At 39.7% G+C, this 14,403-nt stretch carries 5 protein-coding genes; 2 read left to right on the top strand and 3 right to left on the bottom strand.

Going from position 1 to position 14,403, the window contains the following annotated elements; genetic code table 11:
• Positions 1–9 precede the first annotated feature (9 nt).
• Entirely contained in the window at positions 10–468 is a 459-nt protein-coding gene (locus tag I6F43_RS10960; protein ID WP_024610325.1) for a hypothetical protein, read from the top strand.
• Positions 469–924: 456 nt separating this feature from the next.
• Positions 925–3,483 carry a putative bifunctional diguanylate cyclase/phosphodiesterase gene (locus I6F43_RS10955; protein WP_197102267.1) on the top strand — a complete coding sequence of 853 codons (2,559 nt, stop codon included), beginning with the start codon at positions 925–927 and terminating at the stop codon, positions 3,481–3,483.
• Positions 3,484–3,559: 76 nt separating this feature from the next.
• Here the strand turns inward: I6F43_RS10955 and I6F43_RS10950 are convergent, their stop codons facing one another.
• The 3 genes from I6F43_RS10950 to I6F43_RS10940 all read right to left on the bottom strand — a co-directional run bounded on the left by I6F43_RS10950 (position 3,560) and on the right by I6F43_RS10940 (position 14,273).
• Positions 3,560–3,763 carry a hypothetical protein gene (locus I6F43_RS10950; protein ID WP_024590352.1) on the bottom strand — a complete coding sequence of 68 codons (204 nt, stop codon included), beginning with the start codon at positions 3,761–3,763 and terminating at the stop codon, positions 3,560–3,562.
• Positions 3,764–3,934: 171 nt separating this feature from the next.
• On the bottom strand, positions 3,935–5,422 hold the full coding sequence (locus I6F43_RS10945) for a bifunctional 2-methylcitrate dehydratase/aconitate hydratase (RefSeq protein ID WP_197102265.1): 1,488 nt from the start codon (positions 5,420–5,422) through the stop codon (positions 3,935–3,937).
• A 22-nt stretch (positions 5,423–5,444) separates the two neighbouring features.
• Entirely contained in the window at positions 5,445–14,273 is an 8,829-nt protein-coding gene (locus I6F43_RS10940) for a GH36-type glycosyl hydrolase domain-containing protein (RefSeq protein WP_197102255.1), read from the bottom strand.
• Between the last annotated feature and the right edge of the window lie 130 nt (positions 14,274–14,403).

Here is a 14,403-nt window from a genome sequence, read left to right as displayed (position 1 = left end):
GAGCAATAAATGCAAATTGAAACAATTAGAGATGTACTCAATTGGACCGTTTTATTTCACAAAAACTTAAAAGATAGCCTAAACCAGAGCTCTGAACAAAATAAGGATGAGGGAGCACGAATGATGCTTCGCTACCTATCTGAGCATGAGGAGAGTTTAGAGAATATTGTACAAGGATTTGAAAATACGGCAGACGAAAAAGCGCTAAACACCTGGTGTTTTGATTACATCGAAAAGCACTCAATTATTGAGCGCGTTGATTGCAACTCACTCTTTGAAGAGCTAGATATCTCGGACATTATGGAGAAAATAGTAAACCATCATGAACAAGTTATTGAGTTATACATTCATATATATTCTCGTGTAGATATCGAAAGCGCAAAAACGTTGCTTGATACAATAAAAGATATTGAAGAAAATGAGATAAAAAGAATTGTGCAATCGGCTAACCGATTTTCAGATATGTAATAGACTGATTGAACTGGCAATATTAGTGTATTACTAAGGTGTCAGTTCAATCAAATGTATGTGATATCAATTTATATCCAGGATCTTTTCTTTTAATCGAGTTAAGTAAAATGGTTTGGTGTGCTCAACATATCCGGACAGTCAATCTTAGTTACTAAGTTATACCAATCTGCTTATATACGGGGTCTATTTAGCAACGTTATAGAGTGATTTAATTTGTTTTAATTGTTCAAATATTTATGCAGGTTGATATTAAAATGAGAAGCAGATGATATTGCATGACTATGAATCTACTTATTTTTCGTTAGATTATTCCCTCAATTTAATATATAGCCATAAAGGCTGTATCTTTTTATTTAATATAATACAAAACAATTAAATTTGACTGTACTAATACGGCAGTTGCTTTACAGTTTAAGATCTTGGCGACTCAAATTAGAAGGTTACAACAGACTCATGCGGTTATCTCTAACTCAATCAGCAGCAAGTATTTTATATTTAGGCTTTATTCAGTTTTTTGTTGTTGTAGTAATTTTTGGTGGGTTGGAGAGTATTTTACTTGAAGCACCTCTGATGCCTATAATTTCTATTAGTACCGCTTTAATATCGCTAGTTTTAGGCTCAATCTTAACTTTATTATTTAATTTTAAATTTACAAATAAAGTTAAATATGTGACTCCTGTATTAGGCATTCTAGGGTGTGCTTTTTTCTTAAATTTTCAATTGAGCTTATGGGGAGTCGTTGACGAAAAGTTTTTTTTAATTAGTGATAATCCATTTATTACTGCTTTAAATGCCGTTATGGTTTTTTCTTTTTTCTCAGCGCTCATTATTAAAATTTTATGTTCTGCAACGATAACTAAAGGGGCTAAGTTTACCAAAGCAGTCATGTTTTTAGTTATCTTTACGGGTGTGTCTTTATGGTACGCTAGTGCAGTAAAAACAGTGAGTAGTGAAGAAGAAAAAGCACGAGAAAAAATAAGCTTAGTGGGGACAATGCTTAATAAAAACCTTGATGAGCATAAAAAGTCATTATCTCGGATTAAGTCGAGATTAGAAAAAGTGAGTCATGATAATTTTTTAAAGCTTGCCGCTGTTGATATGAAAAATTATGCGAGGGATTATAAAATCATCAAAGGGATGCTTATTCTTGATGAAAATCTTACGTTAGTTGAAGGTGACATATTTTCTAAGCAATTTATTTCCAGTGGATTTCTATCAAGTGATTCTGTAGTGAACTGGTTAAATACAACTACGGATGAAGTTAGATTTGCAGCTAATTCATTAACGTTGAAAACGAGTACGCCGACTATTATGTTTTCGATACCTATAAATTCAGTTACTGGCAGTAAGTATCAAGTTTTAGCTTTACTAGACATGAATTTATTAATTGAGAACAGATACATAGATTATCTAAATACGTTTGATGTATTTATTGAATTGACGCCTCAAGTTTACTTTTCTGTTAATGCTAAAAAGCAAAACGTATACGATTTAAATATACTATTGAGTTTATACAGTGACTATATTGTAGAAAAAGTCGATGTAATGGGCATTTTAAAGCACAATGTATATAGTTTTATTAATAACTACTCTGCATTAAAAGAAAGGGCAAAAGTCGAACAAATTATAATTTGGCTTACTTTCATCTTTATCTATATTTTTATACTCGCTTCAGACTCTTCATACCTACTAAAACAACAATCAAAAAAGCTGTTTAAAATGGCTAAATATGATGAGTTAACAGGGCTAATTCGCCGAGATGCGCTAGATGATGAAATAAACGCTAAACAGTCTAAGCAGGCCAAAGCGTTAAACTCACCGTGTGCAATGGTTTTTATAAACCTAGATGGCTTTAGTTCTATAAATAATAGTTTAGGGCATGCCATAGGTGATAAAGTTCTTAAGTTAGTTGCAAGAAGACTTAAAAATAACGCGCTGACAGCCGACTCAATAGCACGCTTTGGTAATGATGAGTTTATTCTTTATTACAGTAATATAAGTAAAGATAAACTAAGAGAAGAAATATCAGTATTAATAAGCTCTTTAGCAAACGTTTATTATTTAGAGGACGTTGATATTTATCTTACAGCCAGCGCTGGTATATCGATGTCTAAAGAAAGAGTAGGAAATTCAAAAGTACTATTACAGCATGCAGATATTGCTATGGACAGTGCGAAAACCCTTGGAGGGAATCAGCTTTGTTTTTATCATAAGCTAATGGATGATAAGCATAAAGAAATAGTCCACATTAGAGGAGAGCTTCAAAAAGCGCTTAAAGATGGTGACTTAGAAGTGTATTACCAACCAATCCATAGTTTATCTGATAACAAAGTGATTAGTGTTGAGAGTTTGGTGCGATGGAAAAGTAATGGTGCGTATATTTCCCCGGCTATTTTTATACCTATAGCAGAGCAAACGGGGCAAATATTAGAAGTTGGCAAACAAGTACTAGCACAGGTACTTAAAGATATGAGTAATACTGCGCAGTTAAAAAATATTACTGTGGCTGTTAATTTTTCACCCCAGCAATTACAGCTGCAAGGGTTTGTTGCAAATATTTGCCAATTAGTCTCTGATAAATGTATAGAGCCACATCGGCTCACCGTTGAAGTGACTGAAACAGTCATGTCAGAAAAAGGGGTTATCGAAGGCGTTCTTAGAAAGCTGATGGCTAAGGGCTTTAACGTTGCGATTGATGACTTTGGCGCTGGATATTCTAGCCTTTCTTACTTGTCGAGGCAGCCTGCTAATATTATAAAAATAGATCGGGAGTTCACGATTGGTGCTGAGCATGAGGGCCAAGAACGCGCTTTATTAGAAGGTATCATCAAGATTTGTACAGAGCTTAAAAAAATAGTGGTCATTGAAGGTGTTGAAAATGCTGAGCTGATCGCCTATTTATCTCAATTCAGCAGTATAAGGGTTCAAGGCTATTATTTTTCCAAACCAATACCTTTAAATAATCTTATTGATTATATTAATAGCCTAAATAAAACAAGTCATCATAAGTAAAACGAGAACAATCAATTATTACCTTACAACATGGATTAACTCGCCAGCTATGGAGTAATAACATAGCCACGAGCGTCTATTTTTTTACGGGAATATCATTTAATAGCTTTATGATAGCGCTGTTATTACCGAGTTTAGCTAAGTCTAACAGGTAGCTTTTTTCTAGCTCTTGCATTGACTGATCTGCTAATAATTCTTTTACCGATTGTTCTTCCCCATTTGCTATTGAAGTTTCTAAGGCTGCAAAGTTTGCAATTGAGTGTTTAATTTCATTAGTCATAATAAGTCCCGTTTGCTGTGTTTTGTTAAAGCTTCGTTTTAAAAAATATTTATATAAAACAATTGTATATTATAAGCTCGCTTTGTTAGTGAGCTATTTTATTACCTAAAAATAGCTCACTTAATTAAGTGAATTGGTATTACAGTATCACCGTACATACTGCAATTTAACTTATTGAATAACAAATAAGTCCATAAAGCTGTTTACTGGCGTATTTTCAAGCTTGGCTTGATCTTTACAAAGGGTAAATATGGTTTGGCATTGTTGGGTTGCAAGGCGTGTTGCTAAATTAGATTTGAATTTAAGCTCTAATAATGGAATGCCTTCCTCACGACGACGGCGATGACCCAAAGGGTACTGAACAACCACTTCTTCTGTTTTACTACCATCGTTAAAGAAAATTTGAATTGCATTGGCAATAGAGCGTTTGTCCGCCTCTAAGTATTCAGCTGTAAAGCGTTTATCTTCTAACACCTCCATTTTGTCGCGTAGTTTATCGATGATAGGGTGCGTGTTGTGAAAGTCGTCCTCATAATGATCGCTAGTTAAGTTCCCAAATGCCAAGGGAACAGCAATCATATATTGTAAGCAATGGTCGCGGTCAGCTGCGTTGGCAAGCGGTCCTGTTTTAGAAATAATGCGTATGGCTGACTCGTGGGTGCGGATCATTATTTTCTCAATATCGTCTAAACGCGACTTTACTTGAGGGTGCAAAATAACGGAGGCTTCTGCTGCTGTTTGCGCATGAAACTCTGCTGGAAAAGAAATTTTAAACAAAATGTTTTCCATTACATATGAACCGTAACCTTGGGAGAACGAAAACGTGCGCTCCGCTTCAGGCTTTAGTGCTTGGTCTTTATTAGTTTTGGAGAAAGAGACATCATAAAACCCCCATTGCGCAGCTGTTAATGCACTGGGTATACCCATTTCACCGCGCATTGCCATATCAGCTAAATAAACTGCTCTGGAAGTTGCATCGCCCGCAGCCCAAGATTTACGAGACCCAGTGTTTGGCGCATGACGATAAGTACGCAGTGCAGAACCATCAACCCATGCTTGAGATATGGCTGCCATTATTTGCTCTCTACTGCCCCCCATCATTTTTGTGACAACAGCCGTTGAGGCTATACGCACCAATAATACATGGCATAAGCCAACACGATTAAAAGAATTTTCTAATGCGATAACGCCTTGAATTTCATGCGCCATAATCATGGCTTCAAGTACGTCTCGCATAGTCAGGGGAGGCTGTGAATTTGCGATTCTGACTTGAGACAAGTGATCGGCTACAGCTAAAATAGCACCTAAGTTATCAGAAGGGTGCCCCCATTCAGCAGCTAACCACGTATCGTTGTAATCGAGCCAGCGGATGGTACAACCAATGTCCCACGCTGCTTTAACAGGGTCCAGTATGAGCGAGGTCCCTGGTACTCGTGCGCCATTAGGAACAACGGTCCCTTTGACAATTGGACCAAGAAGTTTGGTACATTGTGAAAACTTTAAAGCGAGCAGTCCACAGCCTAAGGTATCCATTAGACAATTACGTGCAGTGTTTAGTGCTTCTGCGCTTGATACTTCAAACGTTAATACATAATCAGCGATATCCTGGATAACACTGTCGTAATCTGGGCGAGTGTTATTATCTGTATTACTACTCATTTTGTATCCTTAATTCGTTTGTTTATATTTTACTTGGTTTCAATTTATTAGAAGTCACTGAGTAAACGCTTAGGTGAACTTCATGCTTTTGCTTATCGTTTTCAAGTGGAATATAAGTTGATTCAAGCGCTATACCGTCAAGTATTAGCTCACTTTTATTATGTTTTTTATCCCCTATAATTTGCTCAATTGTAATATGGTAATAGGTGCTCTCGAAGCGATAGTCGATTGAGTAGGTGCTCCAATCCTCTGGAATACACGGTGAAATGGTTAGCTTATTTCCTGTTCGTGTTACACCTAATAAAGATTCTATTATTAGTCGGTATAACCAACCCGCAGATCCGGTATACCACGTCCAACCGCCTCGTCCAATATGCGGAGCAACGGCATAAACATCGGCGGCTACGACATAAGGTTCGCCTTTATAGGTTTCAACTTGTTCGGCGTTTTTAGCATGATTTAATGGATTGATTATATTCATCAATTCCCAGGCTCTTTTTTTGTCGCCTTGTTGAGCAAATGCCATGCTTGCCCAAATAGCGGCATGCGTATACTGCCCGCCATTTTCGCGCACGCCCGGGACGTAACCTTTTATATAACCAGGGTTCATTTTTGATTTATCAAAAGGCGGATTGAGTAATTGGATTAATTTATCATCGCTATTGACCAAATGCTGATACAAAGACGACATTGCTTGCGTAGAGCGCTCATTATTAGCTGCACCAGAGAGCACTGACCAACTTTGCGCTATTGAGTCAATAGTGCACTCTGGGCTTTGTGATGAGCCCAGCGCGGTTCCGTCGTCAAACCATGCGCGACGATACCAAGCTCCGTCCCATGCGTGTTTAGCTAGGTTACCTTGTAGTTTTTGTGCTTCATCGTCACAACGAGTAGCAAACTCTATATCGCCATGTAATGCAGCAATAGGTGAAAATTCTTGTAGTATTTTATATAAAAAGAACCCCAGCCAAACGCTTTCGCCTTTGCCGTGTATTCCAACAAGGCTCATACCGTCATTCCAATCTCCTGAGCCCATTAACGGTAAACCTTTTTCTCCAAAGTGTAAACCATGCTCAATTGCCAACACGCAATGCTGGTAAAGGCTCGACCTTGCTGCACTCACAGAGGGTAAGTCGTAATAGGATTCTTCGTCGTCTTTAAGGGGGCGACCTTCAATAAAGGGCATTAGCTCATCTAAAATAGTTATGTCATCAGTGCCTTTAATGTAACGACACGTAGCTAATGGTAGCCATAAATAATCGTCTGAACAGCGTGTTCTTACACCGCGCCCTGATGGTGGGTGCCACCAATGTTGCACATCACCTTCGCTATACTGACGTGTGGCGCAGTACAGTATGTGATCCCTTAGTAATGCAGGCGAAGCATGTATTAATGCCATGGCATCTTGTAACTGATCGCGAAAGCCAAACGCGCCACCACTTTGATAAAACCCACTGCGAGCCCAAAAGCGACATGCTAAAGTTTGGTACACAAGCCAGCCATTTGCTAATACATTCAATGCAGGGTCGGGGGTATTAACCTGCACACTGCCCAGTGTTTGCTGCCAAAAATCAGTGACTTTTTCGAGTGCAATGCGTGCTGTACCGGGTTTTCTGAGTTTTAAAGCAAGGGTACTTGCTTGCTCTTTATTTTGCGCAGCACCGAGCCTAAAAATAATTGTGCGCTCTTGTTCACTTTGCAGTTCAAAAGGGACTTGAATTGCACCGCACGGATCGAGTGCCGCTCCTAAGTTGCCAGATAAATGAGTACGAGTCATTGCCTGGGGGTCGTGTAATGTTTTATTGCGACCAATAAACTCGCTACGGTCTCCTGTTAGTGTTCGTGACATATCATCAACGTCAAAAAAAGCAACTCTGCCACCAAACTCTGAGTTATAGGCATTAGAGGCAACCAATGCACCGCTCTTAGCATCAATTTCTGTTACAAGGTGTAGCGCTGTTTTAGAACGAAGATCGCCAAGTACCCATTCAACATAACCTGTTGCACTTAGGCGCCTGGTAGTTAATGAGTTGTTTTTAATTTTTAATACCGAGTATTTTACGGCGTCGAGTGTATCTACATACACACAAAGAGAGGATTCGATGCCGGTTTCACTGTGCTCAAAGGTACTATAACCAAAGCCATGGCGGGTTATATAGGGATTAGCCCCACGTTTTGGCATCGCACAAGGTGACCAAAATTTACCTGTATCTTCATCACGTAAATAAAAGGCTTCGCCACCAGATGAGCCTGTAGTGTCTGCACTCCACGGCGTTAAACGAAACTCATGGGCGTTTTCGCTCCACGTATAAGCAAAACCATTTTCGTCAATAACGCTGCCAAAATGTGCGTTTGCTAGCACATTAACCCAAGGCAGAGGAGTTGGATTCGCTTCGGTGGTGGTAATAATATATTCGCGACCATCTTCACTAAACCCACCCAGTCCATTATTTAAAAGTAAGTTTTCTTGAGTATTGCCAAGCGCTTGATTGATTTTGGGATGTAATGCTTGAGTTGGGATTAATCCCTTTACGTTTTTCTCTGCAAGCGTTCGACGGTTTACTTGCTCTGCCAATGTGCCACTTTGATCAATAATAATCCGCGAAACGGCTTGTAACAGTATGCGGTCTTCATTCGAAATTTGTTCTGCTGAGCGAACGAATATCCCGCCAGGGCGATCAATATAATGAGGCTCAGTGCCCGTTGCGATTAGCCCCATAATTTGGTCTTGCAAACCTTGTCGGTAACCAACTTGCTCTTCATTCCAAATGACTAAATCAGCGACAAGCCCTTTTAAGCGCCAATAAGCATGGCATTGAATAAGTTGGCGGGCAATTTCAATATTATTACCGCTGGCTACTTTTAATAATATGATAGGTAAGTCGCCAGAAATTGAGTAGCCCCATAGTCCAGATTGTCCTCGACGATTTTGTATTAATACAGATGCGTTAGCCCGAAGAGTTGCATTGGCATACAAAATATACCCAGCCAGCTGCCGGTAGAGTTGAGCATCTGCTTCATTGGCGTTAATTTGGCGTAAGGTCACATCGCTATGAGTCCATGCTAAATCAAGTGCTCGATCGGTAATGTGATGATCTTGATATTTAGCAATTAACGCAAGGCAAGCCTGTCTACTTTGTGCCATACCCGTTATTACATCGAGTGTTACTACACTGCCAGCAAGTAAAGTCACAGGGGCGCGAATAGCAACAATAGGATCAAGCACTGACCCTTGTTTAGCGTCAAGTTCGCCCATTTCTAGCATTGCTTGTGGTGAAACCAAAGAGCGACCTCTACCAATAAATTGCATGCGATCAGTTGTACAAGACAGGGTTCCGACTTTTGTTGTGCTGCTATTGTCGCGTGTTGAAAGTAAATGAAACATCCAAGGTGTTTTTTCATTAGCAGAGCGTGCACGACGAGTACATAAAATAGCATTGCCACATGGAAGTATTTCAGTTTGTACAAACAAATTACTAAATGACGGTTGCATAAGGTCGGCTGCAGGATTTGCCATTACAACTTCTGCATAAGTGGTTATATCAATTGTACGGGTATCGGGTGAGTGATTACTTAAGCGTATACGACGAAGTTCAATATCGTCCTCCGGAGAGACAACGATTTCAGTGTAAGTTTCTATATGCTGATCGCTTCGGCGAAACTCAGCGCGACCTTCAGAAAATGATGCGCTATACGACTGGGCTGGTTTTAGCGTTGGCTGGTGGGCTGCCGACCAAAAGTCGCCTGTGGCTGTATCTCTAACGTAGACAAATGTTCCCCAATTGTCGCAAGTAGGATCCTCACGCCACCGTGTAACGGCTAAGTCGGTCCAGCGGCTGTAGCCACCTCCTGCATTTGTAAGCATTATATGGTAACGACCATTTGAAAGTAGCTGTACTTGGGGGGTTGAGGTAATGGCTGGAATAGGTGGATTAACCTTTATTTTTGCATGTTCAAATAAAGCCCCGCTCTCTGCGTATTGGTCTATATGAGGTTGGAATATAGATGTTTTAGGCACGCGCTCTTGTAGTAATAGCAAAGCTGATTGCAGTAAAGGGTCTGATTCAAAGCGTTTTTGCATAGGCTGGTCAAGTAAATGATATGCCAATGCAAGTAAGCTCATACCTTGATGGTGAGCCATAAAGGAGCGAATGACTGCGCTTTTTTGATCTCTGGATAAACGGGCAGGGGTGTAATCTATTGCCTCATACAATCCGTAATGTCCCTCAAGTCCACTATCAGCTAACAGTTGAAGATTTTCGCACGCGGCTTGTGGGTTAACCATTAATGCCAATGCAGACGCGTAGGGAGCGATGACGAGGTCTTCTGATAAGCCTCGTTTTAGCCCTAAACCCGGTACGCCAAAGGCATGATATTGAAAATTAAGAGAAGCATCTACCGTATTGTATGCCGACTCAGATATGCCCCACGGTACGTTTTGTCTTTTTCCATAATCAATTTGTCGGGTAACCGCTGCACGGCAAGTTTGTTCGAGCAATGTACCGTCGTAGCTAGGCATAACTAACATGGGCATAAGATACTCAAACATAGAGCCACTCCACGACACCAGCACCGGCTCGGCGCCAGCGCTGGTTAGTAGGCGACTTAGAGCGAACCAGGTTTGCTGTGGCAATTTACCTTGTGCTATAGCAATAAAACTGGCTAAACGTGCTTCAGATGCCAGTAAATCGTAAAAACTGGTGTCACGTCGATGCTCATCTACGTTATAACCAATAGCCAATAAATGGCGAGACTCATCATATAAAAATGCATATTCCATTTGTGCAAATTCAATCGCTCTGTTGGCTAATTTGTCACATTGCGAAATGCAATCTTTGGCAAGCTGTGTACTGGCTAAAGTATGAATACGTAATGAAGAAAGCCACTGAGTTTCGTCGGATGGTAATACCGATGATAAAAGCGCATCAATTGCGTTAATAGTGTCGGGGCAACGTTTAACTAATTGCTGCATTGTCAAAATATTAGAATCAAGAAATAGCAGTTTTAAGCTAACTGGCGGATTAGTTAGTTTGAGCCATGGCGAAAATAAATAGAGTTCGTTTAGGGTACGCTGGCATTGCCTGTGTAAGTCTTGAGTCCATACTTTATGCTCTTGCGACTTTGTATCTAAATCATTAGTAGCGTCTTGCTTTATATTCTCTAACAATATTCGCGCATTATTATTGAGTGTAATTAAGTGCTGTTCAACGTCATATAGATTTGTAGGCGCAGTGATACGAACAGCGTTAAGTATTGAGCTCATGGCATTAATAGCGGTATCGATAATATTGTTTTTATTTTGCTCTGAGTCTAATTGCAATGTTTTAAACAAGTTTGCCACAATAGCCAAAGTGATACTTATGCCTTCAAACATTTGTGGGTGAACAATAGGTTTAGAAGGGAGTTCTTTTAATGCTATTTGTAAAGTTAAAAGGTGACCGGCTAAGTTACCGCTATCTACTGATGAAATATAGCGCGGTGGCAAAGGTTGCAATGTTTGTGTGTCGTACCAGTTATAAAAATGCCCTTCGTGGCGCTCGAGTTTATCGAGGGTATTAAAGCAATCTTGCGTGCGTTGAATTAAATCACTTTGTACAATAAAACCAAAATCATAGGCGCTAACGTTAGCCAGTAAAGACAGACCAATATTAGTAGGCGATGTACGGTGCGCAATAACAGGACCGGCTTCCTCTTGATAGTTATCGGGAATTAACCAATGATCGTCTGCAGTGTTAAAGTGGTCGAAAAAAGCCCATGTTTTACGGGCAATAGTTTGTAAAAATAATTGTTGCTTGTCGCTCAGTGGCGCTAAATTATCGAGTTTAGGCTCACTAAACCACCATGTTATAGCCGGTGATAAAAGCCATAATAAAAGTAGAGGAAATACAGCTAATATATTTGTAAAAGTTAAGTGTAAAGGGGCAAAGTAAAGTAGCGAAGCGATTAAAGTAATCGCAATAAATGGCGCAGTCCACATAGTGTAATAACTATTTATTAAGGCATTTACTACATGATTAGATTTATGATCTGTGACATGCCACTCTAATAAACGACGTTGAGTAAACAGCATTCGACCCGCACTACGTAATATTGCGGTTAAGTTAAACACAGCCTCAAAAGGTAAACATGCTAAACGAAAACCGATTTGAATAAGTTGACGAACAAAGCACTGTAAAACATCATGCAAATGGTGGGATATCAGCATTTCTGCGGGTTTGCGCATCGACGAAATTAGCGCGCTCAGCAATGGGGGTAATAAATAAATAGCACTTATGGCAAGGGTCCATTTCAATGGATTAGCTGCTGTAAACCAACCTACCGTAAGTAATAAAAAGATTGCGAGTGGTTCGACACTTCGACGTAAATTATCAAGAATTTTCCAACGTGATAAAGGTGACAAAGGATTTTGACATTTATCGCTTCGAGTGTTTAAAACACGAGGAAGTAACCAGCGCACAATTTGCCAATCTCCTCTGATCCAGCGCTCACGCCGACACATATCAGTGTTGTAACGTGTAGGGTATTCTTCGTACAAGTGCACATCACTAATCAACCCTGATCGAGCATAGCAACCTTCGAGTAAATCATGGCTGAGTATTTGGTTTTGTGGTAAACGGTTACCAAGTGTTTGTTCAAATGCATCTATATCGTATATACCTTTACCGATAAATGAGCCTTGTGAAAAGAGGTCTTGGTATACATCGGATATTGAACGCGTATATGGGTCGATACCCGGTTCTTCACCAAATAATTGCGAGTAACGAGAAGGGTTATGTCCCGATAGACTTGCTGCCATACGTGGTTGTAAAATGCCGTAGCCGCCTACAATACATTGTCTTTTTTCATCAAATCTTGGTTGATTTAAAGGGTGCGCCATGGTCGCAACTAACTGACGGGCACAATCTCGTGGAAGTTGTGTATCGGTATCTAAAGTAATGACATATTTAACTTTTTGTATAGCGTTAATATCACCGACGATAAGTTCAAATGCATGTTCTATTGGGTTTCGAAGTAGTGCGTTTAGATCTGATAATTTTCCGCGTTTACGTTCAAACCCCATCCAAATTTGCTCTTTTGGATTCCAGGTTCGTGGGCGATGCAGTAAAAAAAAGCGACTTTCTTGCTGTAAAAGAGAAGGCTCTGCATATTTGGCATTAAGGTTTTCTATACCAAGGCGTACTTGCGATAACAACGCTTCGTCTGTGGGGAGTGTTTGTTGCTCTGCATCAGTAAAGTCGGTCAGTAGAGCAAAGTGTATATGTTGATCGCGATTACCTAAAAATCTAACTTCGAGTACTTCTAATAACTGCTCAATACTTATAGAGCTGGTAAGCATTGTGGGGATTACTACGAATGTTTTATTTTGCGCTGGTAACCCTTTTGAATAGTCCATTCTGGGTAATCGTTGTGGGTCGACTAGCAAGGTAACTATCCAGTTTACAAGTGCTGAGGCTAATTGACTTGCTCCGAATAAAGTTAAAATTATTAAAAGAATAAACTGCCAGTGAGGTATGTTATTAGGAACGACCATAGCCATAAAAGAGGCACTAATTAGGGCTGTTAAGGATATAATTGCCCCTAAATAAAGTACTAATGTTATACGCTTGGCTTGCGAAAATAACGTTTTAAAAATAGGCGTTTTTACTGTTATGCGCTGCTTTAATTGCGTAATACCTTTATCAATTAAATAGTAGCCTACATGGTTAGGCGCAAGCGTTGTGTTTGATATTGTTTGGGCTTGATCAGCCTGCAGGGCTAATTTTATTGCTTTTTTAGCTATATCGACTTCTGAAAATGAGCTTCGCTTAGCGAGTTGATCTATGATTTTTCTGTAACTATCTCGCGTGATAAAGTCCATATAACCATACACACCCTCTATATCTTGGCGCAAAATGTGTTCTACAGCGCTATGATCTTCTACAAAATCCGCCCAGTTCATCGCGGTCAACCAGCGTAAGCTACTAATGTTATTGCTAATTGAGACTTGATCAGCGGCTTGTTGCTGATTCTCTTTTTGTACTAGTTGCTCTATGGTTAAACTCGAATCAGCTAGTTGTTGTTCAATCCAAGTAAGGGGAAGTGCTAATGCCGAACCATGCCCTTGTAATAAACGAGTTAGCTCTGCTACAAAAGCGCTTTCCATAGGAGGCTTTGAGCGTGCCATGTCGGCAATAACTAAAATTAAACTATTAGGGTCTTGCTCAGCAATTTCTAACATTTGATTAGCCCACTGTTGGGCTAGATTTAGGTGCTGGCGTGCGATTATGATACGTGTACTTACGCGTTGTAGGTTTTCAATTAAGGCTAACCTTAGCATAATTGGAATGGCCCAGAGTTCACCAAGGTTAAGCGTTGTTACTGTTTGATACGCGGCTAAAAATTGCGCTAGAATTTCGCTATCTACACGCCCGTCGCCATGGGAAATTACATTTAACGCAATATCATAAACTCGCGGCATACCTAAAGAGGCACCTTGCTCTAAACGTGGCAGTTCCTGACTATAGTGCTTAGGTAAATGAAGCCGAGCGGTACGAATTTGCTCTTCAATAAGATAAAAATTATCGAGTAACCACTCACCAGAGGGCACTATAGGCTGCTTTGCTTTAACGGCAATGGTTAATAAACTATTGGCTTTAATCAGTACTTTTTCGTTTTCGTCTAGGCGCTCAAGTAGCTGATCTTGAGTGTTTTTAGCATCTAAAATATGACTTTTTGCTAGTGATTTTGCATGTTTTTCCATTTGTTCAGCACTTAAGAGCTCTGATCGAATGGGGATTTGTTCTTTTGGGGGAGCTGATTTAAGCCAAGGGAAAAATGGCGAAAGGATGTTGATAAGCTTATTTTTATTCATCGTGGTAAATACTTGAGACTAAACGTCGTAGTGAAGATATTGACGGTTAAATTTATCACTGGATTTAAAAAAAGATGTTTTAAATTATTTTGGTTATTAGAGGTGAGCAGGTAATCATTAAAAATATTCA

Source organism: Pseudoalteromonas sp. NZS71_1 (assembly GCF_015864305.1).
In the GTDB taxonomy this organism is placed as follows: Bacteria; Pseudomonadota; Gammaproteobacteria; order Enterobacterales; family Alteromonadaceae; genus Pseudoalteromonas; species Pseudoalteromonas arctica.
Note: the sequence above shows the minus strand (reverse complement) of the source record. Positions and strands in the feature narration are given on the sequence as shown.

Excerpts from the sequence above, each read along its gene's own strand:
- I6F43_RS10960 (WP_024610325.1), top strand. The coding sequence starts at position 10 with ATGCAAATTGAAACAATTAGAGATGTACTCAATTGGACCGTTTTATTT.
- I6F43_RS10950 (WP_024590352.1), bottom strand. The coding sequence starts at position 3,763 with ATGACTAATGAAATTAAACACTCAATTGCAAACTTTGCAGCCTTAGAA.
- I6F43_RS10945 (WP_197102265.1), bottom strand. The coding sequence starts at position 5,422 with ATGAGTAGTAATACAGATAATAACACTCGCCCAGATTACGACAGTGTT.
- I6F43_RS10955 (WP_197102267.1), top strand. The coding sequence starts at position 925 with ATGCGGTTATCTCTAACTCAATCAGCAGCAAGTATTTTATATTTAGGC.
- I6F43_RS10940 (WP_197102255.1), bottom strand. The coding sequence starts at position 14,273 with ATGAATAAAAATAAGCTTATCAACATCCTTTCGCCATTTTTCCCTTGG.